We start from the raw sequence: 21,571 nt of genomic DNA on the forward strand, positions 1-21,571 counted from the left end.
CGGCTACTTCGGCCCCAGGACCAAGGCGGCCGTCATCGCCTACCAGCGCTCCCACCGGCTCACCGCCGACGGCATCGTCGGCCCCGTCACCTGGCGCACCCTGGCAGGACAACCGGCCAAGCCGACCATCAACAGCACGCCGAAACCGAAGCCCGCACCGAAACCCAAACCGCAGGCTCCGGCGCTGAACCCCTACACGAGGACAACGCTGCTGCAGGGCTCGAAGGGCGCCGCAGTCACGGCGCTCCAGAAGGCCCTGCGCCTGACCGCCGACGGCTACTTCGGCCCCAGGACCAAGGCGGCCGTCATCGCCTACCAGCGCTCCCACCGGCTCACCGCCGACGGCATCGTCGGCCCCGTCACCTGGCGCACTCTGGCAGCACAACCGGCGAGTCCACCGAATACCACTACGCCCAGGACCACCCCGACCAAGAGGACCGCCCCAGCCAGGACCACCGACCCCTACGCGCCCTACGCCAAGTCCATCCTGCTGCAGGGCTCGAAGGGCGCCGCGGTCACGGCGCTCCAGAAGGCCCTGCGCCTGACCGCGGACGGCTACTTCGGCCCCAGGACCAGGGCCGCCGTCATCGCCTACCAGCGCTCCCACCGGCTCACCGCCGACGGGATCGTCGGCCCCGTCACCTGGCGCTCACTCGCCCGACGGTGAGCTCGTCGCCCCGCCACCGGTGAGCGGTCCTCGGCGCCCTCGGCGTCAGCGGCTGGGAACGGTGGTCCGCACCAGCTGGCGCGACTGGGCGACCAGCCGGCCGGTGGAGTCCCAGGCCTCGGCGTCCTCCTCGAGGAAACCACCCGCGTGGTACCGGCTGGTCAGAGCCAGCTGCAGCCAACCCGGCGCCGGACGGGCCCGCACGTAGGTGGTCAGCTCGAGGGTCGGCATCCAGCCGGCCAGGCCGAGGTCGAACCCCACGGGCGGCAGGGCATCCACGGCGAGCAGCAGGAGAAGCGGGTCCGGCTCGCGACCGTCCGGCATCCGCAGCCAGCCGCGGATCTGCCCCCGACGCGACGGCCGCCCGGTCGCCCACCCGGCGGTCGCCGGGTCCAGTCGCACGTCCACGCGTTCCAGGAAGTCTGCGTGCTTGAGGAGGCCGGCCGGCGCCTCCGAGGCCCGGACGCACGCCTCGGGAGGAGGTATCTCGGGTGCCGTCCAACTCGGCGGTGCGTCACCGGCCGGCGGCAGGTCGCCGAACGTCGCCAGGGCGCGCAGCCGCTCCACCCGCGTGCCGCCGACGTCCTGGCTGATCGACACCTGCCCGGTCGACATCTGCCGGCCCGCGCGCAGGGTCTCCGTCGACAGCCTTGCCGCGCCCGGCTCCGCCGCCGAAAGATAGTAGGCGCTGATCGACAACGGGTCGCCGTGCCCCCGGTCGCCGTCAAGCTCGTGCCGCAGCGCATTCCCCGCCAACGCCAGCAACAGGCCACCGTTGACGGCGTTGGCGATCCGCCAACCGGCGCCGAGCTCGGCGGTCCACGAACTGAGGCTCCCCACGGGGTCCGGCCGGAGCTCGATCGAACGGTCGAACTCAAAGGCGCTCGCCCGGATCTCACTGACGCGCTCGTGGTTGTTGCTGCTCACCCGGCCCAGTCTGCCCGTGGCACCGCGTGGGTCAAGCAGGTTGTCAGTGGCGTCTGCCACGGTGTCGGCATGGACCTCATCCTCGCGGCACTCCTCGGCCTGGCCCTCGGTGTGGCCGCCACCTGGCTGGCCCTGCGCGCCTGGCACGTCGCCCGGTCGGCCGCCATCGCAGCCGAACGAGACCTCCTGCGTGAGCGCGTGGTCGACCTCGAGGCCGCCCTGCGCGACGACATGCAGACTGCGTCGGTCCTCGCCCCACTGCGCGAGGCCCTCACCCGCGTCGAGCGCCAGGTCGGCAGCCTCGAGCGCGACCGGCAGCTGCAGTTCGGCGAGCTGGGAGCCCGGCTGACCGAGGTCACCGGCACCACCGAGCATCTGCGGGCCGCGACAAGCAGCCTCGCCGGGTCGCTCAACGCCTCCACCACCCGCGGCACGTGGGGCGAGGTGCAGCTGCGCCGTGTCCTGGAGCACGCCGGCATGCTGGCCCGCTGCGACTTCGACGAGCAGGTCAGCGCGGTCAGCAGGCACGAGCGCGGGGTGCGACCCGACGTGCTGGTGCACCTGCCCGGCGACAAGTGCCTGGTGGTCGACGCCAAGGCCCCGATGACCGCCTTCCTGGCCGCGCAGGCGGAGGGCCTCGACCCCGCCGAGCGCCAGCGACTGCGGGCTGCGCACGCCACCGCCCTACGCGGTCACGTCACCGCGTTGGCGGCCAAGGCCTACTGGACCGCCTTCCGGACCACGCCGCAGATGGTCGTCTGCTTCGTGCCCGGAGACGCCGTGCTGGCCGCTGCCCTGGCGGCCGACCCGGGGTTGTTCGAGGAGGCGATGGCCAAGAAGGTCGTGCTCGCCTCCCCCGGCACCCTGCTCGCGCTGCTGCGCACGGTGGCGTTCACCTGGCAGCAGGATGCCCTGACCACCAGCGCCCGCGAGCTGCTCGCCCTCGGCAATGAGCTGTATGCGCGGCTGGGCAGCTTGGGCAGCCACGCCACCAAGATGGGCACTGCCCTGCGCAGGTCGGTCGAGTCCTACAACGCGATGGTCGGCGCCCTCGAGAGCCGGGTGCTGGTGACGGCCCGCAAGATGCACCAGCTCGACCTGGAGCCCGAGCCGCTCGCCGACCTCCTGCCCGTGGAGGACTCCCCGCGCCCTCTGACCGCCTCTGAGCTGCTCGACGCGGTGGCGGACGAAGGGTGCCGACCCGAGCTCGACCTCGATCTGGAACTGGACCGGGTCACCGCCGACCGGACTCGGGCCCAGGGGCGCGACTCCGCCTGAGACGCCTCCCGAGGCTCGCCTCGGCAGCTGTGGCCCGGGCCGGCCCGCACCGGACGCGGCGTCGCGGTGGAGGGCCTCAGGGGCGGACGGCTTGGGGAAACGTGAAGTGCTCGCGCGGGTCCACACGCCGCTTGACCTCGCGCAGACGCCGGTAGTTCCTGCCCCAGTAGGCCTGGCCGTAGTCGCGGATCGCCGCGTCCTGGTAGTTCACGTAGGCCGCCTCACCGCACCACGGCTTGAGGGCGGCACGGAAGCCCCGGACGTAGTCGTCCATGGGCCGTGGGTCCTTCAGGGCATGCCGCTCGCTCCATGTCGCGGTGTACTGCAGACTGGCGATCGCACCCCGGTGCCCGTATGCCGTGCCGGTCGCCGACACGTCGTCGACGGCACCGCCGAGGCTGTCGAAGGCCACGGCGGTGGCGCCGGCCGCGGTCACTCCCAACCCCGCGTCGATCCGGTCGAGCACCGTCGCGATCCCCTTGCTGTCCAACGGTTTCGGTAACATCGAGGAGGTGGCCGACATCGGCTCCCGGCCGAGCGAGCCCTGCGGCGCCAGGTGGCACGGCGCGTAGGCGTCGCAGCCCGCCTCGAGCAGCATCGCGGACTCGTAGGAGTGCGGCGTGGCCGACCGATAGCCCGGTTGCGTGCCGCAGCGGCGCACGAAGGTGTCGAGCAGCGTGCCCAGCGTGCTGGACGGGCCGATCCAGGTGCCCGCCACCGAGATCGAACGACTCCCCGAAGAGGGCACTGCCGCCAGGTGGCAGGTGCCCCAGAGCCTCCGGTCCGCCCGTGGCGCCCAGCGCTGCCACGCGTCCAGCACGTCCGCGGCCGCGGCATACGGGAAGGTGAGGTAGAAGGTCTGCACCCGCGGTGCCGGGCGCAGCGCGAGGTCGAACGAGGTGACCGCGCCGAACGAGCCGCCGCCACCACCGCGCAGGGCCCAGAGCAGGTCTGGCTGGTGGTCGCGGTCGACGCGGTGCGACCTGGCGTCGGCGAGCACGACCGACGCTCCGTCGAGGGAGTCGCAGGTCAGGCCCCACGCCCGCGAGAGCACGCCGATGCCGCCGCCGAGGGTCAGTCCCGCGACCCCGACCGACGGGCACGAGCCGGCCGCGACGCCGAACCCCTGCGCGGCGAGCGCGTGGTAGACGTCGATCAACCGGGCGCCGGCGCCGATCCGGGCGGTGCGCGCTCCCCGGTCCACCGTCACCTGGTCCAACGCCGAGACGTCGATGACCAGATCGGTGGAGGTCGACCAGCCCGTGTAGGAGTGCCCGCCGGAACGCACCGAGAAGGGCGTCCCGGACGCGATGGCCCACTCCACGGCCGTGCGGACGTCCTGCGCGCCCGCGCAGCGGGCGACAGCGGCGGGTGAGCGGTCGTCATACCGGGGGTTGTAGCCGTGTGCCACCGAACCGAACCCGGGCGTCCGGGGCCGGTAGAGCTTGCCCTCGAGCCGACCTGCGAGGCCGGCCCAGCCGCCGGGGCGGGAGCTTGCGGAGGGCCCGGTGGTGGCAGCACTCGAAGTCGCCGTGGCAGGAGGAACACTCGAGGTCGCACCGTTGGTGGAGGGAGTCGCCGTCGTCGAGGTGGGCGAGGCCGGACTCGTGCTGCCCCCCGCCGTGCTGGCGCCGCGCCCGGCGGCACCACTGGTCGGCGGAGAGGATGAGCTGCCCGGGCTGCTCTGGCACGCGGAGGCGAGGCCGAGCGCGGCTCCCCCGGCGGCCAGACCAACGGCCCGCAGCACCGTCCTGCGAGACAGCTCGGATGCCATGGTGGTGCTCCTCACCGGGTCGTCGGGTTCCTCCGGTGAGACGTCTCGGCCGCTGGCCCGGTTGGGTGCTTCAGGACCCGGGTGTCAGTGCAACGAACCGGCGTCGTGCCGGACCGTGACCGCGTCCTGGCCGCCCCGGGCCTTGAGGTCTCGACGCAGCTCCTTGGGCAGCGCGAAGAGCAGGCTCTCCTCCGCGGCGACGACCGGAGTGACGTCGCTGTAGCCCCGGTCGGCGAGGTAGGCCAGCACCTCACGGACGAGGATCTCGGGCACGCTGGCGCCGCTGGTGACCCCGACCGTCGAGACACCGTCGAGCCATGCCTCGTCGATCTCGTCGGCGTAGTCGACGAGATGGCCGGCCCCTGCGCCGTGCTCGAGCGCCACCTCGACCAGCCGCACCGAGTTGGACGAGTTGCGTGAGCCGACCACGATCATCAGGTCGGTGTCGGGCGCCATCTGCTTGACTGCGAGCTGACGGTTCTGGGTCGCGTAGCAGATGTCGTCCGAGGGCGGGTCCTGCAGCGCCGGGAAGCGCTCGCGCAGGCGGCGCACCGTCTCCATCGTCTCGTCGACCGACAGCGTGGTCTGCGAGAGCCAGACGACCTTGTCCGGGTTGCGCACCTCGACCCGGTCGGCCTCCTCCGGGCTCTGCACGAGGGTGATGTGGTCAGGCGCCTCGCCGGAGGTGCCGACGACCTCCTCGTGGCCCTCGTGGCCGATCAGCAGGATGTCGTAGTCGTCATCGGCGAAGCGGACCGCCTCGCGGTGCACCTTGGTCACCAGTGGGCAGGTCGCGTCGATGGTCTTGAGCGACAGGGCCTTGGCCTCGTCGTGCACGACCGGTGCGATCCCGTGGGCGGAGAAGACCACCGTGGCGCCCTCGGGCACCTCGTCGGTCTCGTCCACGAAGACGGCACCCCGCTTGCGCAGGGTGGTGACCACGTGCTTGTTGTGCACGATCTCCTTGCGGACGTAGACCGGTGGTCCGTAGAGATCGAGGGCCTTCTCGACCGTCACCACGGCTCGGTCGACGCCGGCGCAGTACCCGCGCGGGGCGGCCAGCAGGACACGTTTCGAGGCGGTAGTCACGGCTCCATCGTAGGTGGCCGCGCCACGGAAGCCGATTCGTGGGCAGGAGGGCGGCCACGCCACCCTGCCGCGTCGGAGGGCCCCACTAGGGTGACCAGCGTGAGCAGCCCCGCGCCTCTGCCGGAGAAGGCGGCCGACACCACCGCCGAGCGGCCGTGGCCGGTGCGCACCCTGAGCATGAAGATCGCCGACTACGTCGACCGCATGTCGCCGTTGTGGGTCGAGGGTCAGGTGGTCCAGCTCAACCGCCGACCGGGACAGCAGATGTGCTACCTGACGCTGCGCGACACCGACGTCGACATGTCGCTGTCCATCACCGTGCGAGCCAACACGCTGGACGCAATGGCCGGCCACGTGGGCGAGGGTGCCCGAGTCGTGGTGCACGCCAAGCCGACGTTCTGGACCAAGCGCGGCACGCTCAACCTCGACGCACGCCAGGTTCGTCAGGTGGGGGTCGGTGAGCTGCTGGCCCGGCTGGAGCACCTCAAGCGGCTGCTGCACGCGGAGGGGCTGTTCGACGAGGACCGCAAACGACCGCTGCCCTTCCTCCCTCGCCGGGTGGGTCTGGTCTGCGGCCGGGCGAGCGCGGCGGAGAAGGACGTCGTCGAGAACGCCCGACGCCGATGGCCCCGCGTCGAGTTCGTCATCCAGCAGGTCTCGGTGCAAGGACCCAACACGGTCACCGAGGTCGGCGCCGCCCTGCGCGAGCTCGACCTCGACCCCACCGTCGACGTCATCGTGATCACCCGCGGGGGTGGTGCCTTCGAGGACCTGCTGCCGTTCAGCAACGAGGCGCTCGTGAGAGCCGTGGCCGCGGCCCGCACCCCTGTCGTGAGCGCGATCGGACACGACGTCGACACCCCACTGCTCGACCTCGTGGCAGACGTGCGCGCCTCCACCCCCACCGACGCGGCCAAGCGGATCGTCCCTGACGTCGGCGAGCAGCTGGCCGGCGTGGCGGCCACCCGCGAGCGGGGCCGTCGCGCCCTGCAGACACGGGTCGGCCATGAGCGGCACCAGCTGGCGGCCCTGCGGAGCAGACCGGTGATGGCCGAACCCGCCACCATGATCGCCACGCGTCGTGACGAGCTCGACCGGCTCACCGCGCGGGCCACCTCCCGCGTCCGTGCCGCCGTGGACCGCGCCGCCGACCAGGTCGGCCACCTGAGGGCCCAGGTGCGTGCGCTTTCCCCGTTGTCCACCCTCGAGCGCGGCTACGCGGTCGTCCAGCACGCAGACGGCCGGGTCGTCTCCGACCGCGCCGAGGTCGAGGTGGATGAGCTGCTGCGCGTGCGGGTGGCCCGAGGAGACTTCGCGGTGCGTCCTGTCGCCGGCCCCCTCTAGGCTGTCTGCCATGTCAGCAGGCAAGGACGCGACCGACGGGCACGAGCCGGCACCGGCCCCCGCCCCCACCCCCGAGCTGGAGGACATCAAGGACCTCGGCTACGAGCAGGCCCGCGACGAGCTGATCACGATCGTGGCTCGCCTCGAGGGCGGCCAGCTGGGGCTCGAGGAGAGCATGGCCCTGTGGCAACGCGGTGAGGCGTTGGCCGAGCACTGCAGCACTTGGCTGGACGCCGCCGCGGCCAAGCTGGAGGACCAGACGGCGGTCCAGCGGGCCGACTGAGTCAGCGCAGGGGCGAGGTCGGTGGGCCGACCCGCCCCGTCCCTCCCCTGGGAGGGGTGGCTGCCGACCGGTCAGCCCCGGCCGGCGCGCACCGGCTGGAGCCGGCCGGCGAAGGTGGCCAGGTCGTCATACGACGACGTGCCCCACACCACGGTGGTGAGCGGCCGTCCCCGACCCGCCCGGAGCACGAGGGCGTGGCTCTTTCCGTCCGGCGAGCGCATCGTGCGCCAGGTCCGCCCGTCGACGTCCCTGGTGCCGCTGGCGGCGGCGTCCTTGGTGTTGGCTGCCACCCACCGGTCGGTGGCGTTCCGGGTCTGGTCGATCGACACGTACTGCTTGTCCGGGGTCAGGTAGCCCGCGTGCCAGGTCCGGAGCTGCTCGACCGTGGTGAACCTGACGTTGGTCGGCTTCCAACCCTCGGGAAGGCCCTGCGGTGCGGAGATCGGCCAGCCGGTCTCGTCGACCACCTGCGCGGCGACCGGGGCGACGTCGACCGTCGCCGGGTCGGCGCCCTTGCCCCGCGGGACGAGCGCGAAGAGCACCAGGGCCATGAGCACGACCACCACCGTCGAGATGATCATGTTCCGGGCCGTCTCCCCGCCACGACGACGTGTCGGCCCGGGGGGTGCCGGTTCGGCACCGGTGCCGGCGGGACGGTTCTGCGGTGTGCTCACCCCCCTATGGTCGCCGAGGACGGTCGGTGCGACGAACCCGGGCCGCCCACCCGCGTGGTCGTGCGTCCGGAGCGAGGCACCGGCCCGCTAGAGTCATAGCGCCACGTCGTGCCCATCGGGAGGAACTCGAGATGTCGCCGGACTCGCCGCACGCCAGCACGTCCGCCACGGAGGCGCCCGACCGAAACCTGGCGCTCGAGCTGGTGCGGGTCACCGAGGCCGCCGCGATGGCCGGCGGCCGCTGGGTGGGCAGGGGGGACAAGAACGGTGCCGACGGCGCCGCCGTCGCGGCGATGCGATCGCTCATCTCCACCGTGAGCATGAAGGGCGTCGTGGTCATCGGGGAGGGCGAGAAGGACGACGCGCCGATGCTGTTCAACGGTGAGGCGGTCGGTGACGGCACCGGCCCCGACGTGGACGTCGCCGTCGACCCGATCGACGGCACGACGCTGACCGCCAAGGGGCAGAGCAACGCCGTGTCCGTGCTCGCAGTCGCCGAGCGCGGCACGATGTATGACCCGAGCGCCGTCTTCTACATGGACAAGCTGGCCACCGGTCCGGAGGCCGCCGACGTCGTGGACATCCGGCTCCCGGTCGCCGAGAACATCCGGCGGGTCGCCAAGGCCAAGAACGAGCGGCCCGAGGACGTCACGGTGGTCATCCTCGACCGGCCTCGCCACGAGGCCCTCGCCGCCGAGGTCCGCGACGCGGGTGCCCGGCTGCGGTTCATCTCCGACGGCGACGTGGCCGGCGCGATCATGGCCGCACGCCCCGACACCGGTGTCGACCTGCTGCTCGGTGTCGGAGGCACTCCCGAGGGCATCATCGCCGCCTGCGCCATCAAGTGCCTCGGCGGCGTCCTGCAGGGCAAACTGTGGCCCACCGATGACGACGAGCGGGCCAAGGCCCTCGACGCCGGCCTCGACCTCGACGCCGTGCTGTCCACCGACGACCTCGTCCGCGGCGACGACTGCTTCTTCGTCGCGACCGGGATCACCGACGGCGAGTTGCTGCGCGGCGTGCGCTACCGGGCCGGCGGCGCCACCACCCACTCGCTGGTCATGCGGTCCAAGAGCGGCACGATCCGGGTGATCGAGGCGCACCACCAGCTCGCCAAGCTCCGCGGCTACAGCGCCATCAACTTCGACCACGCGCAGCCGCGCGGCTGAGCTCCGATGGCACAACCGACCCTCGTCATCGGTGAGGCGCTCATCGACATCGTGCACCGCACCGGTCGCCCGCCGGTCGAGCACGTCGGCGGCAGCCCTGCCAACGTCGCGATCGGCCTCTCCCGGCTGGGACACCCCGTCGAGCTCGCCACCCACATCGCCACTGACCCGCACGGACGGATGATCGCCGACCTGCTCGCCGCCGAGGGGGTGCCGCTCACACCGGGCAGCGACACCGCGACGCGCACGCCGACGGCGACCGCCCTGCTCGACGACCAGGGCGTGGCCGCCTACGAGTTCGACCTGGAGTGGCAGATGCCGCCCGTGCCGACCGAGGTGACCCACCTGCACACCGGCTCCATCGCCGCGACCCTCGAACCGGGCGCCTCCGCCGTCCTGGCCGCGGTCGAGGACGCGCGCCCGAGGGCCACGATCTCCTTCGACCCCAACCTGCGACCCACCCTGATGGGCAGCGCCCACGACGTGCGCGCCAAGGTCGAGCAGCTCATCGGGCTGTGCGACGTCGTCAAGGCCAGCGAGGAGGACGTCGAGTGGCTGTATGACGGCACACCGGTCGCGGAGATCCTGCGCCTGTGGAGTCGCCTGGGTCCGGGTCTGATCGTCATCACTCGCGGGGGCGAGGGCGCCGTGGTCACCCTGCCCGGCACCTCGGAGGCCACCAGCGTCGACGCGAAGGTGGTCGACGTGGTCGACACCGTGGGCGCCGGCGACTCGTTCATGTCCGGGCTGGTGTCAGGGCTGCTCGACGCCAGTCTGCTCGGTGGCCGGTCGGCGCGCGAGCGCATGCGCGAGAGCAACCTGCCCGACATACGACCAGCGGTCGCACGAGCCGTGGCGGCGTCGGCGGTGACGGTCTCCCGGGCCGGTGCCAATCCGCCGACCCGGGCCGAGCTCCTCTGAGACTCAGCTGGCCTCGGCGTCCTCCGGCACGTCCCCGGTGACCTTGCCCTCGCGCTGACGGGCCCGCTCGAGCGCCCGCTTGCGGTCGGCCTCGCTCTCCTCCACGATCCGGGCCGCCTCCTCCTCGTCCCGGGTGAGGCACTCGCCCGACTCCGGGTCGAAGACGTGCATCAGCGCCGGGTCGAAGAACAGCTCGGCGTCATCGCCCTCCCGGATCCGGGAGCGGGCGTCCAGGTTGACCACCAGCTGGGTGCGCATGCCCTCGCCGTCGAGGTCACGGTCGAGCTCGTCCAGCTTGTTCTTCACCGACGGGTCGGCCTCGAAGGGGATGTAGGCGTACTGCTCATTGCCCAGCCACTCCGTGACGTCCACCGGCGCGGTGAAACGGACGGCTCCCTGCGCCTGGGTGTCACCGAGCGAGGCGTCCTTGAAGGTCTCCGGGCGGATGCCGACGATCACCAGCTCCTTGCCCTTGATCTTCTCGGCCAGCTCGCCCGACACCGGGACGTCCGCGACCGGCGTCTTGAGCGTCGACCCCTCCACCCGGGCCGGCAGGAAGTTCATCGGGGGCGAGCCGATGAACCCCGCGACGAAGAGGTTGACCGGCTGCTCGTAGAGCTCTCGCGGCGGCGCGCACTGCTGCAGGACACCCTTCTTGAGCACGGAGACCCGGTCGCCCAGCGTCATGGCCTCGGTCTGGTCGTGGGTGACGTAGACCGTGGTGATGCCGAGTCGCCGCTGCATCCGCGCGATCTCGGTGCGCATCTGCCCGCGGAGCTTGGCGTCGAGGTTGGACAGCGGCTCGTCGAAGAGGAACGCCTCCGCGTCGCGGACGATGGCCCGGCCCATGGCCACCCGCTGGCGCTGGCCACCGGAGAGATTGCCGGGCTTGCGTTCCAGGTGCTCGTCCAGGTCGAGCATCGCCGATGCGGCGTTGACCTTCTTCTTGATGTCGCTCTCGTCGTGGTGGCCCTTGGCGAGGCGCAGCGGGAACGCGATGTTCTCGAACACCGTCAGGTGCGGGTAGAGCGCATAGTTCTGGAACACCATGGCCAGGTTGCGGTCGCGCGGCGCAAGGTCGTTGACCCGCTTGTCCCCGATCAGCAGGTCACCTGAGGTGATGTCCTCGAGTCCGACGATCATCCGCAGGAGGGTGGACTTCCCGCAGCCGGACGGACCGACCAGGATCATGAACTCGCCGTCGGCGATGTCGAGCGATACGTCGTTGACCGCCGGGAAGCCGTCGCCGTACTTCTTGACGAGGTTCTTGAGCGTGATGTTGGACATTCGATGGCTCCTTAGTGCGTATGCCGGGTGGCCGGCTCAGCCCTTGACGGCACCGGAGGTCAGGCCGGAGACGATGCGCTTCTGGAAGAGCAGGACGAGGATGACGACGGGGATGGTCACGACGACGGCTGCGGCGCAGATCGCGCCGGTGGGTTGGGTGAACTGGCTCGCGCCCGTGAAGAAAGCCAGCGCCGCCGGGACCGTCCGGGCGTGCTCGGAGGTGAGGTTCAGCGAGAAGACGAAGTCGTTCCAGGCGGTGAAGAAGGCGATGATCGCCGTGGTGAACACACCGGGTGCCGCGAGCGGCACGATCACCTTGCGGAATGCCTGCCACGACGTGGCGCCGTCGACCTGGGCCGCCTGCTCCATCTCCCACGGGATCTGCTGGAAGAACGCTGCGAGGATCCAGATGGACAACGGCACCGTCAGGGCAAGGTAGGGGATGATCAGCCCGGGAATGGTGTCGAACAGTCCGACCGATCGCCAGAGGTTGAAGATCGGGGTGACCATCGCGATGACCGGGAAGAAGGACACGCCGAGCGCGGTGGTCAGGATGAGCTTCTTGCCCGGGAAGGTCAGCCGTGCGATCGCGTAGGCGCAGAACGTGGCCAGCACGACGCTGATGACCGTCGCCGAGAGGCAGACCACGATCGAGTGCCACAGGGCCGGGAGGAACAGGTCCTTGGCGCCGCCGGTGAAGATCAGCTTGTAGTTGTCCCAGCTGATGTCCTTGGGCCAGAAGTTGCCCAGGACGTTCTGGCTGGAGTCGGCCAGCGCGGCGTCGGACTTCAGCGACGTGGCCAGGATCCAGAGCAGGGGGATCACGGTCCAGATGATGATCGGGACCGAGGCGGCAGCCAGCCAGTTGCGGACCTTGTTGCTGACGTTGGTCTCCATGGCTACTTGTTACCTCCCGTCAGGTCGACCTTGAATCCTCTGACGAAGATCGCCGCCACGATGAGCACGATGATGAACAGGATCACGGACAGGGCTGACCCCATGCCGATCTCGACCCGCGTGATCGTCTCGTTGGACACCAGCATCGACAGGCTCATCGTCTCGTTGGCACCTCCGGTCATGACGTAGGGGTTGTCGTAGATCCGAATGGCGTCAAGGGTGCGGAAGAGGACTGCCACCATCAGGGCCGCCTTCATGTTGGGCAGCACCACCTTGTAGAGCCGCTGCCACCAGGTCGCGCCGTCGACCTGTGCTGCCTCCTCCATGGAACTGTCCACCTGGGCCAGACCGGCGAGGAGCAGCAACGACATGAACGGTGTGGTTTTCCAGATCTCCGACATGCTGATGATGAACAGTGAGCTCCAGCGTCCACCGAACCAGTTGTAGTCCAGGGGGAACCCGCCGACGGTGATCCAGTTGAGCCAGTGGTTGAAGAACCCGGTGTCGATCTCCGCGGCGTAGCGCCAGGAGAACGCCGAGACGACGGTGATGATCGCGTAGGGAATCAGCACGATCGTGCGCAGGGTCTTGCGCGGGACCACGATCTTGTTCATCACCAGGGCGATGGCGAAGCCGAAGATCAGCTCGAAGATCAGGGTGAAGATGACGATCGCGAACGTCGTGACGAACGTCTGCCAGAACAACGGGTCGGACAGGGCCGTCACGTAGTTCTGGAACCAGACGAACTTGCGGCCCGCCGGGTCGGTCAGACGGTAGTTGAACAGCGACAACCAGATGGCGTCCCCGATCGGCCACAGTGTCACGAAGAGCATGACGAAGAACGCCGGCCCGGCCAGCCTCCAGCCGAGAGCCCGCTCCGAACGTGCCCGGTCGGACAGCACCGCCTTGGGCTTCTTCCGGGCCGGGGTCTCCTTCGCGTTCTCGACCACCGAGGTCATAGCAGGGCCTTTCCGTTCAGCACGTCGAGGATGAACTTCTGCGCTGCGGCGGGGGTGTTCGGCCCGACGGCGTCGGGTGGGCTGAACCTCTGTTGCAGTGCGGTCGACATGTCACCCCAGTACGGGGAGAGCGGCCGCGTCGCCGCCTTGTCCAGGGAGTCGCGGATCAGCGCGGCCAGCCCGCCGGGGAAGGCCTTGGTCACCTTGGGGTCGCTGAACGCCTGCTTGCGGCTGGCCGGGTTGCCGGTCGAGACCATGTAGAGGACCTGGTGCTCCTCGTTGGTGATGCACGAGGCGGCGTCGTAGGCGAGATCGGGGTGGTTGCTGTCCTTGCCGACCGCGATCTCGATGCCGCCGAAGGGCGGCGTGGAAGGCTTGCCGTCCACCGTGCGCGGATACATCGTCCAGCCCACGTCGTCCAGCCACGGCACCTTGGCCGACTTCAGCGCGGCATACACGTAGGGCCAGTTGACCAGGAAGCCGCTGGTCTTCTTGCCCTGGAAGAGGTTGAGCGACTGGGTCTCCTGCGAGGAGCCCACCGCCGGACCGCCGGTGCCCGTCTTGGCGACCTTGGCGATGACGGCGGCCGCCGCCTTGCCCGCCGCGCTGTCCAGCCCGAGCTGGATGCTCTCGTAGGTCGCGTTCGGGTTCTTGACGATGTGGCCGCCGGCGCCCTCGATGAGCGCGTTGATCCACACCGAGTAGCCCTCGTAGAGGGCGGCCTGCACACCGATGTCGGTCTTGCTCTTCTGCGCCGCGGCGATCAGCTGGTCCCAGGTGACCGGCTTCGTCATGTCGAGGCCGGCCTGCTTGGCCACGCTCTTGCGATACCAGAGCACCTGCGTGTTGGCCCAGAAGGGAACCGAGATCAGCTTGCCCTTGTACTTGGACGCGTCGATCGAGGACTGCACCCGGTCCTGCGTGAACTGCTTGACCATCTTCTGCGGCACCGGGGCGTAGTAGCCGGCCGCCGCGAACTCGGTGTTGAACGCCGGGTCGACACTCATCAGGTCCATGTTGGAGTCGCCGGCGGCCAGGCGTCGGAGCAGCTGGGTCCGCTGGTCGCTGGCGCTGTTGGGCAGCTGCTGGAAGTTGATCCGGTAACGCCCCTGCGCGGCCTTGGTGCACTCGAGGGCGATCTGTGCCTGACCGCCCTTGGTCGGGTCGGATCCGCCGCCGTCCGGGTTGATGTACCAGGTCAGGGTGGGCGTGCCGGCCGCGCTGCTGGAACCACCGCACGCGGCGAGTGCACCCGATGCGACCAGCGCCAGCACCGCTGCGCCCGCCACAGACCTCGGGCTCTTGCGTCGTTGCACGGAGACTCCTCTCGGCGATACAGCGTGGAGTAGGTCTACCACCTCTACGTGACCGACGCCACAGCCTACGCACCTCTAGTCTGGAACCGGTACGGCCTCGTTATCACCCGAAAGCGCGCCGCCGTACGGTCCACGCACGACGAAGGAGCCGCGAGTGCCCGAGTTCACCTACGCAGACCTGCTTCCGACGGGAGCCGACGACACGGCATACCGGCTCGTGACCACCGAGGGTGTCCGCGCCGTGGCGGGCCCCGGGGGCCGGACGTTCCTCGAGGTCGCGCCGGAGGCACTGCGGTTGCTCACCGAGACGGCGATGCACGACATCGCGCACTACCTGCGTCCGGCCCACCTGGCGCAGCTGCGGCGGATCCTGGACGATCCCGAGGCCAGCAACAACGACAAGTTCGTGGCGCTCGACCTGCTCAAGAACGCGAACATCGCGGCCGGCGGGGTGCTGCCGATGTGCCAGGACACCGGCACCGCCATCGTGATGGGCAAGCGCGGCCAGCACGTGCTCACCGACGGCCATGACGTCTCGGACGAAGAGTCAATAGCTCGTGGGGTCTTCGACGCCTACACCCGGCTCAACCTGCGCTACAGCCAGATGGCACCGCTGTCCATGTGGGAGGAGCAGAACACCGGCAGCAACCTGCCCGCCCAGATCGAGCTGTATGCCGACACCTCGCCCGGTCACGAGGCCTCCTACTCGTTCCTGTTCATGGCCAAGGGCGGAGGCTCGGCGAACAAGTCGTTCCTCTATCAGGAGACCAAGGCGATCCTGAACCCGGACGCGATGATGGCGTTCCTGGACGAGAAGCTGCGCTCCCTTGGCACCGCGGCGTGTCCGCCCTACCACCTGGCCATCGTCATCGGTGGCACGTCGGCCGAGTTCGCCCTCAAGACGGCGAAGTACGCGAGCGCCAAGTACCTCGACGGGATGCCCACGGCGGGCTCCCCCATCCCGCAAGGCTTCCGCGACACCGAGCTCGAGGAGCGGGTGCTCGAGCTGACGCGGCAGTTCGGCATCGGGGCGCAGTTCGGCGGCAAGTACTTCTGCCACGACGTGCGAGTCGTGCGGCTGCCGCGGCACGGCGCCTCGCTGCCGGTGGCGATCGCCGTCTCCTGCTCGGCCGACCGCCAGGCCAGGGGCAAGATCACCGCGGACGGCGTCTTCCTCGAACAGCTCGAGACCGACCCGGCCCGGTTCCTGCCGGACGAGACCCACGAGGACCTGGGCGAGCACGCCGACGAGGCGGTGGGGGTCAGCTCGACCGGCAAGAACGCCGTGGTCAGGATCGACCTCACCCGCCCCATGGACGAGGTGCTCGCCGAGCTGTCCCGGCACCCGGTCAAGACCCGGCTGTCCCTGACCGGGCCGCTCGTGGTGGCGCGGGACATCGCGCACGCCAAGATCAAGGAGCGGCTCGACGCGGGGGAGCAGATGCCGCAGTACCTCCGGGACCACCCCGTCTACTACGCCGGGCCCGCCAAGACGCCGGAGGGTATGCCGTCCGGTTCCTTCGGGCCCACCACGGCCGGCCGGATGGACTCCTACGTCGAGCAGTTCCAGGCCGCAGGCGGCTCGAAGGTCATGCTGGCCAAGGGCAACCGTAGCAAGCAGGTCACCGACGCCTGCGCGTCGCACGGGGGGTTCTACCTCGGGTCGATCGGCGGTCCTGCCGCTCGCCTCGCCCAGGACTGCATCAAGCACGTCGAGGTCCTCGAGTACGAAGAGCTCGGCATGGAGGCGGTGTGGAAGATCGACGTGGAGAACTTCCCGGCCTTCATCGTCGTCGACGACAAGGGCAACGACTTCTTCGAGGCGACCGCCAAACCGGTCGCCATGACCATCACCAGGAGGCCAGGACTGTGACCACATCGACCAAGGACAAGGGCCGTTTCGACGACCTGCTCGAGGCCAACCGCAGATATGCCGAGCACTTCGACATGGGCGGGTTCGACGGCATCGCGCGCGCGGGCGTCGCGCTGGTGACGTGCATGGACTCTCGGATCGACCCGCTCGGCCTGCTGGGCCTGAAGGCCGGCGACGCCAAGATCTTCCGCAACCCGGGCGGCAGGGTCACCGAGTCGGCCCTCGAGGCGCTCGTGCTCGCCACTCACCTTCTCAACGTCGACCGCATCCTGGTCGCCCCGCACACTCGCTGCGCCATGTCCTCCGCCACCGAGGAGGAGTTCCGCACCAAGGTCGGTGAGTCGGCCGGGCTCGACGCCCACTGGCAGTTCTTCCACGTCGTCGACGACCAGGAGAAGGCGCTGCGCGAGGACCTGGCGATCGTGCGCTCGCACCCGCTGATCCCCGACACCGTTGCGGTGGGCGGGTTCATCTACGACGTGGACACCGGCCTGCTGCGCCAGATCGACTGACCCCCCGTGAGGGATCATCGTGTGGTTCGGTGCCCTCTTGAGGGCCGAAACCTCACGATGATTCCTCGCGGGGTCAGATGGACAGGTGCAGCCGGACGACGTCGGCGAGCTGCTCGGCCTTGGCCCGCGCGAGCTCGCTCGAGGCGGCCTCGACCATGACCCGGACGACCGGTTCGGTGCCCGACTTGCGCAGCAGCACCCGGCCCGAGTCGGCCAGCTCCTCCTCGACGGCCCGGACCGCGGCCTGCACCTCGGGGTCCTCGTCGACCCGGAACTTGTCGACGTCCTTGACGTTGATCATCACCTGCGGCAGCCGGTGCATGACCGCGGTGAGCTCCTCCAGCGACGACCCGGTCTCGGCCACCCGCGCGGCCAGCATCAGCCCGGTGAGGATGCCGTCGCCGGTCGTGCCGTGGTCGAGGAAGATCACGTGGCCGGACTGCTCACCGCCCAGTGAGAAGGAGCCCTTGCGCATGCCCTCGAGCACGTAGCGGTCCCCCACCGCCGTCTGCTTGACCTGCACGCCCTCGCGCTCCATCGCCTGCAGCAGCCCGAGGTTGCTCATCACCGTCGCCACCAGCGTGTCGTCGGCCAACGTGCCGCGATCGCGCATCGCCAGGGCGAGCACGGCCATGATCTGGTCGCCGTCCACGACGTCGCCCGCCGAGTCCACCGCCAGGCACCGGTCGGCGTCTCCGTCGAACGCCAGCCCCAGATCGGCGCCGTGCACGACCACGGCCTTGCGCAGGTTCTCCAGATGGGTGGAGCCGTAGCCGTCGTTGATGTTGAAGCCGTCCGGCTCCGCGCCGATGACCGAGACCCGCGCCCCGGCCGACTGGAAGGCCTCAGGACCGACCGTGCTGGCCGCCCCGTGTGCCGTGTCGAGCACGACGTGCAGACCGTCCAGACGATGGGGTATGACGCTCAGCAGGTGCTCGACGTAGGCCGCCTGTCCGCCCGCGAGGGGTTGGATGTGGCCGACCGACTCGCCGACCGGCCGTTCCCACGGTTCGCCCATCCGCGCCTCGATCGCGTCCTCGAGCGCGTCGGCCAGCTTGTGGCCGCCGCGGGCGAAGAACTTGATGCCGTTGTCGGGCATCGCGTTGTGGGATGCCGAGAGCATGGCGCCCAGGTCGGCGCCGGTGTGGTCGGTGAGGAAGGCGATGGCCGGGGTGGGCAGGACGCCCGCATCGAGCACGTCGACCCCGGCGGAGGCCAGACCTGCGGTGACGGCCGCCGAGAGGAACTCCCCGGAGATCCGTGGATCCCGGCCCACGACAGCGATGGGGCGGTGACCCGCGAACTCACCCTTCTCGGCCAGCACGTGTGCCGCCGCGACGGACAGGTCGAGCGCGAGCTCGGCGGTCACCTCGCGGTTGGCCAGGCCACGGACGCCGTCCGTGCCGAAGAGTCGAGCCATGAATCAACCTCTCGATCAGTCGGGGGGGTGCGTGCCGGCAGCACGACGTCGGTCCGGGCGGGGCACTCCCTGCACGGTATACCTGCACACGCGCGAAGGCGGCCCCGGACACCCGGGACCGCCTTCGTCGGCGCTCGCAAGCTCGCTCGATCGTCAACGCTGCCGCCTTCTCGCGCTTCCTCAGCGCTCGCAAGCTCGCTCGATCGTCAACGCTGCCGCCTTCTCGCGCTTCCTCAGCGCTCGCAAGCTCGCGATCGTCAACGCTGCCGCCTTCTCGCGCTTCCTCAGCGCTCGCAAGCTCGCTCGATCGTCAGCGCTTGCTGTACTGCGGTGCCTTGCGCGCCTTCTTCAGCCCGGCCTTCTTGCGCTCGATGACCCGCGGGTCGCGCTTGAGGAAGCCGGCCTTCTTCAGCGCCGGGCGGTTGAGCTCCGCGTCGACCTGGTTGAGTGACCGCGCCACGCCGAGGCGCACCGCACCGGCCTGCCCGGACGGGCCACCACCGTGGACGCGCACCAGCACGTCATACGAGCCGTCGAGCTCGAGCACGGTGAGCGGCTCGTTCACGATCTGCTGGTGGACCTTGTTGGGGAAGTAGTCCTCGAGGCTGCGCCCGTTGATCTTCCACTCGCCCGAACCGGGGACGATCCGCACGCGGGCGATGGCCTGCTTGCGGCGGCCGGTGCCGGCGCCGGGGCCGGACGCAGCCGGCTTGCGCTCCTCGACCACGGGGGTCTCGGACTCGCTGGTGTACTCGGTGAGCTCTTGCTCTTCGTTCTCGACGGGGGTGTCCGTCGTAGTGGTGTCAGCCACGGTTCTCCTCGTGTGCGTGTTCTGCTTCGTTTGACGACAGCCTGGGGAGGCCGTGGATTACTGCTGCGGGACCTGGGTGATCTCGAACGGCACCGGCTTCTGCGCCGTGTGCGGGTGGTTCTCGCCCGTGTAGACCTTGAGCTTGGTCAGCATCTGGCGGCCCAGAGAGTTCTTCGGGAGCATGCCGGCAACGGCCTTCTCCACGGCCTTGGCCGGGTTCTTGGCGAGCAGCTCCTGGTAGCTCGTGGCCCGCAGGCCACCCGGGAAGCCGGAGTGGTGGTAGTGCATCTTCTTCTCGAGCTTGGCGCCGGTCAGCGCCACCTTCTCGGCGTTGACGATGATGACGAAGTCACCGGTGTCGACGTGCGGCGCGAAGACCGTCTTGTGCTTGCCGCGGAGCAGGATCGCGGTCTGGCTCGCGAGGCGACCCAGGACGACGTCGGTCGCGTCGATGACGTGCCACGCGCGAGTGACCTCGGCGGGCTTCGGGGTAAACGTACGCACGGTCGTAGCCTTCGTTCGTGTCGGTTCTGGTGGGCCCTTGCGCGACGCCCCCGGTCACTCAGAACACGGTGGAGGCTGTCCGGGGGCCTTCACCCACCGTTCGCACAACGGATACCTACTTTACCGGCCGTCCCGTGGCGCCTCAAAATCGGCGCCAACCGGCACTGCTGAGCACGAAATCGGCTCCCGCAGGGCGATCCACACCGATTGTGCAGAGGAAGTGTGCACAACTATTGTGCAGGTATGCCGTCCGCTCACCGCTCCCGGGTCCCCTCGCCTCCCCTCGACCGCGCCGCCCTGCGGGTGCTCGCCCACCCCCTGCGGTCACGGCTGCTGGCTCAGTTGCGGGTGCATGGTCGTGCCACCGCCACGGAGCTGGCCCAGGCGCTCTCGACCCACACCGGCGCGACCAGCTACCACCTGCGCCGCCTCGAGGAGGTCGGCCTGGTCTCCGACTCCGGCACCGGGGCGGGACGGCGGCGGGTCTGGGAGGCCGGGGTCGCGCAGCGCCCTGCGACGATGGCCGGGTCGGACGAGCCCGACGAGTCGCCCGCGGACAAGGATGAGGACGAGGCCGCGGCGGCGCAGTGGCTGGCCCGTGACTACGTGGCGCACTTCGGCGAGAAGGCCCAACAGTGGGTGGGCTCGGCCGCCGACTGGCCCGAACCGTGGCGCGAGGTGTGTGGCCTGGACGACCACCTGGTGCTCGTGACCGCCGAGCAGCTCACCGCCTTGCAGGCCGAGCTGCTCGAAGTGCTCGAGCGCTATCGCCGGGTCGGGCAGGGCACGCCGGGCGCGAAGAGGGTGTCGGTCTACACCTGCGCGCTGCCGGTGGACCCGCCGTCCGGCACGACGCCGGGCCGGGCCTCCGGGCCGGGCGGCGACCGACGGTAACGACTGCATGACGAATGGCTCGCGAGGGGTGGGTTCCGGGAAATCGGGGGTAGGTTCCCGACATCGGTGACCGCAGAAGGGCAGGGGGTCCGGCATGGAACCGGTTGGGCTTGCACCGAAGTCGGTGCGTGAGCTGATCGTGGAGCTGTCGTCCGTCGAGGACGGCCTCCGGCTGGCGCGCCAGGCGCGCTCGGCTCAAGGGCAGGAGTCGGCACACGAGCCCGACGTGCCCGCGCTCGTGCACCAGGAGCAGCTCATCGTGCACGAACTGCGTCGTCGGGCTCGGTCCCGCCGATCGCGGCAACCGGCCCGGGTCTGCCGACAGTTCTAGGGCCCGGCCGCGTGACCGCGCCGCCATCCCGACTCGCGGAGCTGCCGGGGCTGCTCATCACCGGGGGCGGAAGTCTCCAGCAACCCCGGAGCCGGGCACGTCATCGGGCGCGGGCGACCCGGCCCTCATCCCAGACCGGCGCGTCGGCCTCGTAGACCCGTCCGTCCGCGCCGAAGACCAGGTAGCGGTCGAAGCCGCGCGCGAACCAGCGGTCGTGGGTGACCGCGAGCACCGTGCCCTCGAAGGCCTCCAACCCGTCCTCGAGCGCTTCGGCGGAGTGCAGGTCGAGGTTGTCCGTCGGCTCGTCCAGCAGCAGCAGGGTCGCGCCGGACAGCTCGAGCAGCAGGATCTGGAACCGCGCCTGCTGACCGCCCGACAGTGAGTCGAAGGTCTGCTCGGACGCCCGGGCCAGCTCATAGCGGTCCAGCGCCCGGGCCGCCTCGTCCCTCGGTTTCCCGGCCCGGTGCTCGTCGCCGCGGTGCAGGACCTCCAGCAGGGTGCGGCCGGCCAGGGAGGCGTGCTCGTGGGTCTGCGCGAACCAGCCCGGCCGCACCCTCGAACCCAGCCGGGCCACACCCGTGTGGGCGACGGCCGGCGGAGAGACGTCGCCCACCGGCCGGTGCTCGGGACCGGGGTCGCTG

General features: G+C 70.2%; 22 protein-coding genes. 10 read left to right on the forward strand and 12 right to left on the reverse strand.

Annotated elements, in window-relative coordinates; translation table 11 throughout:
* On the forward strand, positions 1–667 hold a 667-nt coding region (locus FRW57_RS04750), incomplete at its 5' end, for a peptidoglycan-binding domain-containing protein (RefSeq protein WP_203230208.1).
* A gap of 45 nt (positions 668–712) precedes the next feature.
* Here FRW57_RS04750 and FRW57_RS04755 read toward each other — a convergent pair.
* Positions 713–1,594 carry a thioesterase family protein gene (locus FRW57_RS04755; RefSeq protein WP_152185444.1) on the reverse strand — a complete coding sequence of 294 codons (882 nt, stop codon included), beginning with the start codon at positions 1,592–1,594 and terminating at the stop codon, positions 713–715.
* Between the two features lie 69 nt (positions 1,595–1,663).
* On the opposite strand from FRW57_RS04755, the gene FRW57_RS04760 reads away from it, so the two are divergent.
* A complete protein-coding gene (locus tag FRW57_RS04760; protein ID WP_152185445.1) occupies positions 1,664–2,872 on the forward strand; it encodes a DNA recombination protein RmuC in 1,209 nt (402 codons plus the stop codon).
* Between the two features lie 76 nt (positions 2,873–2,948).
* Here FRW57_RS04760 and FRW57_RS04765 read toward each other — a convergent pair whose 3' ends face one another.
* Complete coding sequence (locus FRW57_RS04765) at positions 2,949–4,646, reverse strand: FAD-binding oxidoreductase (RefSeq protein WP_137120542.1); 1,698 nt, start codon at positions 4,644–4,646, stop codon at positions 2,949–2,951.
* A gap of 84 nt (positions 4,647–4,730) precedes the next feature.
* Entirely contained in the window at positions 4,731–5,735 is a 1,005-nt protein-coding gene (locus FRW57_RS04770; protein WP_137120543.1) for a 4-hydroxy-3-methylbut-2-enyl diphosphate reductase, read from the reverse strand.
* A gap of 99 nt (positions 5,736–5,834) precedes the next feature.
* Between FRW57_RS04770 and xseA the strand changes: the two genes are divergently transcribed.
* Together xseA and FRW57_RS04780 are read left to right on the forward strand one after the other, a co-directional pair.
* Complete coding sequence (gene xseA / locus FRW57_RS04775; RefSeq protein WP_137120544.1) at positions 5,835–7,079, forward strand: exodeoxyribonuclease VII large subunit; 1,245 nt, start codon at positions 5,835–5,837, stop codon at positions 7,077–7,079.
* Between the two features lie 10 nt (positions 7,080–7,089).
* The gene (locus tag FRW57_RS04780; protein WP_137120545.1) at positions 7,090–7,362 is read left to right on the forward strand and encodes an exodeoxyribonuclease VII small subunit; all 273 of its coding nucleotides are present in this window, start codon (positions 7,090–7,092) and stop codon (positions 7,360–7,362) included.
* Positions 7,363–7,433: 71 nt separating this feature from the next.
* On the opposite strand, the gene FRW57_RS04785 is transcribed toward FRW57_RS04780, so the two are convergent.
* Positions 7,434–8,036: a DUF4245 domain-containing protein gene (locus tag FRW57_RS04785; RefSeq protein WP_137120546.1), complete on the reverse strand. Its 603-nt coding sequence runs from the start codon at positions 8,034–8,036 to the stop codon at positions 7,434–7,436.
* A gap of 131 nt (positions 8,037–8,167) precedes the next feature.
* Here FRW57_RS04785 and glpX point away from each other — a divergent pair, with 131 nt between their 5' ends.
* Together glpX and FRW57_RS04795 are read left to right on the forward strand one after the other, a co-directional pair.
* Positions 8,168–9,205, forward strand: coding sequence for a class II fructose-bisphosphatase (glpX, locus tag FRW57_RS04790; protein WP_137120547.1), 1,038 nt, complete (start codon positions 8,168–8,170; stop codon positions 9,203–9,205).
* A gap of 6 nt (positions 9,206–9,211) precedes the next feature.
* A complete protein-coding gene (locus FRW57_RS04795; protein WP_137120548.1) occupies positions 9,212–10,126 on the forward strand; it encodes a PfkB family carbohydrate kinase in 915 nt (304 codons plus the stop codon).
* Between the two features lie 3 nt (positions 10,127–10,129).
* Here the strand turns inward: FRW57_RS04795 and FRW57_RS04800 are convergent, their stop codons facing one another.
* Genes FRW57_RS04800 through FRW57_RS04815 form a run of 4 tightly spaced genes read right to left on the reverse strand, consistent with a single transcriptional unit; the run spans position 10,130 to position 14,585 of the window.
* Complete coding sequence (locus FRW57_RS04800; RefSeq protein ID WP_137120549.1) at positions 10,130–11,413, reverse strand: ABC transporter ATP-binding protein; 1,284 nt, start codon at positions 11,411–11,413, stop codon at positions 10,130–10,132.
* 36 nt (positions 11,414–11,449) lie between these two features.
* Positions 11,450–12,310 (reverse strand): carbohydrate ABC transporter permease, encoded by an 861-nt coding sequence (locus FRW57_RS04805; RefSeq protein WP_137120550.1) that lies wholly within the window; start codon positions 12,308–12,310, stop codon positions 11,450–11,452.
* 2 nt (positions 12,311–12,312) lie between these two features.
* Entirely contained in the window at positions 12,313–13,269 is a 957-nt protein-coding gene (locus tag FRW57_RS04810; protein ID WP_137120551.1) for a carbohydrate ABC transporter permease, read from the reverse strand.
* On the reverse strand, positions 13,266–14,585 hold the full coding sequence (locus tag FRW57_RS04815; RefSeq protein WP_152185446.1) for an extracellular solute-binding protein: 1,320 nt from the start codon (positions 14,583–14,585) through the stop codon (positions 13,266–13,268). The genes FRW57_RS04810 and FRW57_RS04815 overlap by 4 nt, the downstream gene beginning before the upstream one ends.
* A gap of 154 nt (positions 14,586–14,739) precedes the next feature.
* Here FRW57_RS04815 and FRW57_RS04820 point away from each other — a divergent pair, with 154 nt between their 5' ends.
* Together FRW57_RS04820 and FRW57_RS04825 are read left to right on the forward strand one after the other, a co-directional pair.
* Complete coding sequence (locus tag FRW57_RS04820) at positions 14,740–16,458, forward strand: fumarate hydratase (RefSeq protein WP_137120553.1); 1,719 nt, start codon at positions 14,740–14,742, stop codon at positions 16,456–16,458.
* Positions 16,455–16,970, forward strand: coding sequence for a beta-class carbonic anhydrase (locus FRW57_RS04825; RefSeq protein ID WP_238384544.1), 516 nt, complete (start codon positions 16,455–16,457; stop codon positions 16,968–16,970). Before FRW57_RS04820 ends, FRW57_RS04825 begins: the two co-directional genes overlap by 4 nt.
* Positions 16,971–17,043: 73 nt before the next feature.
* On the opposite strand, the gene glmM is transcribed toward FRW57_RS04825, so the two are convergent.
* The 3 genes from glmM to rplM form a co-directional block, all read right to left on the reverse strand.
* The gene (gene glmM, locus FRW57_RS04830) at positions 17,044–18,390 is read right to left on the reverse strand and encodes a phosphoglucosamine mutase (RefSeq protein ID WP_137120554.1); all 1,347 of its coding nucleotides are present in this window, start codon (positions 18,388–18,390) and stop codon (positions 17,044–17,046) included.
* A gap of 310 nt (positions 18,391–18,700) precedes the next feature.
* Positions 18,701–19,201, reverse strand: coding sequence for a 30S ribosomal protein S9 (gene rpsI / locus FRW57_RS04835; RefSeq protein ID WP_137120555.1), 501 nt, complete (start codon positions 19,199–19,201; stop codon positions 18,701–18,703).
* 57 nt (positions 19,202–19,258) lie between these two features.
* On the reverse strand, positions 19,259–19,705 hold the full coding sequence (gene rplM / locus FRW57_RS04840) for a 50S ribosomal protein L13 (RefSeq protein WP_152185447.1): 447 nt from the start codon (positions 19,703–19,705) through the stop codon (positions 19,259–19,261).
* A gap of 243 nt (positions 19,706–19,948) precedes the next feature.
* Between rplM and FRW57_RS04845 the strand changes: the two genes are divergently transcribed.
* Both FRW57_RS04845 and FRW57_RS04850 read left to right on the forward strand, forming a co-directional pair.
* On the forward strand, positions 19,949–20,599 hold the full coding sequence (locus tag FRW57_RS04845; protein WP_152185448.1) for a helix-turn-helix domain-containing protein: 651 nt from the start codon (positions 19,949–19,951) through the stop codon (positions 20,597–20,599).
* 94 nt (positions 20,600–20,693) lie between these two features.
* On the forward strand, positions 20,694–20,930 hold the full coding sequence (locus tag FRW57_RS04850; protein WP_162529259.1) for a hypothetical protein: 237 nt from the start codon (positions 20,694–20,696) through the stop codon (positions 20,928–20,930).
* Positions 20,931–21,030: 100 nt separating this feature from the next.
* Here the strand turns inward: FRW57_RS04850 and FRW57_RS04855 are convergent.
* Positions 21,031–21,571, reverse strand: a 541-nt coding sequence (locus tag FRW57_RS04855) for an ATP-binding cassette domain-containing protein (protein WP_152185450.1), incomplete at its 5' end; no start/stop codon positions are given.

It is taken from the genome of Segeticoccus rhizosphaerae (assembly GCF_009192725.1).
Lineage (GTDB): Bacteria > Actinomycetota > Actinomycetes > Actinomycetales > Dermatophilaceae > Segeticoccus > Segeticoccus rhizosphaerae.

What these genes read in the sequence shown, in the direction of transcription:
- FRW57_RS04760 (WP_152185445.1), top strand. Translation starts at nt 1,664, where the DNA reads ATGGACCTCATCCTCGCGGCACTCCTCGGCCTGGCCCTCGGTGTGGCC.
- FRW57_RS04765 (WP_137120542.1), bottom strand. Translation starts at nt 4,646, where the DNA reads ATGGCATCCGAGCTGTCTCGCAGGACGGTGCTGCGGGCCGTTGGTCTG.
- FRW57_RS04780 (WP_137120545.1), top strand. Translation starts at nt 7,090, where the DNA reads ATGTCAGCAGGCAAGGACGCGACCGACGGGCACGAGCCGGCACCGGCC.
- glpX (WP_137120547.1), top strand. Translation starts at nt 8,168, where the DNA reads ATGTCGCCGGACTCGCCGCACGCCAGCACGTCCGCCACGGAGGCGCCC.
- FRW57_RS04795 (WP_137120548.1), top strand. Translation starts at nt 9,212, where the DNA reads ATGGCACAACCGACCCTCGTCATCGGTGAGGCGCTCATCGACATCGTG.
- FRW57_RS04800 (WP_137120549.1), bottom strand. Translation starts at nt 11,413, where the DNA reads ATGTCCAACATCACGCTCAAGAACCTCGTCAAGAAGTACGGCGACGGC.
- FRW57_RS04805 (WP_137120550.1), bottom strand. Translation starts at nt 12,310, where the DNA reads ATGGAGACCAACGTCAGCAACAAGGTCCGCAACTGGCTGGCTGCCGCC.
- FRW57_RS04810 (WP_137120551.1), bottom strand. Translation starts at nt 13,269, where the DNA reads ATGACCTCGGTGGTCGAGAACGCGAAGGAGACCCCGGCCCGGAAGAAG.
- glmM (WP_137120554.1), bottom strand. Translation starts at nt 18,390, where the DNA reads ATGGCTCGACTCTTCGGCACGGACGGCGTCCGTGGCCTGGCCAACCGC.
- FRW57_RS04845 (WP_152185448.1), top strand. Translation starts at nt 19,949, where the DNA reads ATGCCGTCCGCTCACCGCTCCCGGGTCCCCTCGCCTCCCCTCGACCGC.
- FRW57_RS04850 (WP_162529259.1), top strand. Translation starts at nt 20,694, where the DNA reads ATGGAACCGGTTGGGCTTGCACCGAAGTCGGTGCGTGAGCTGATCGTG.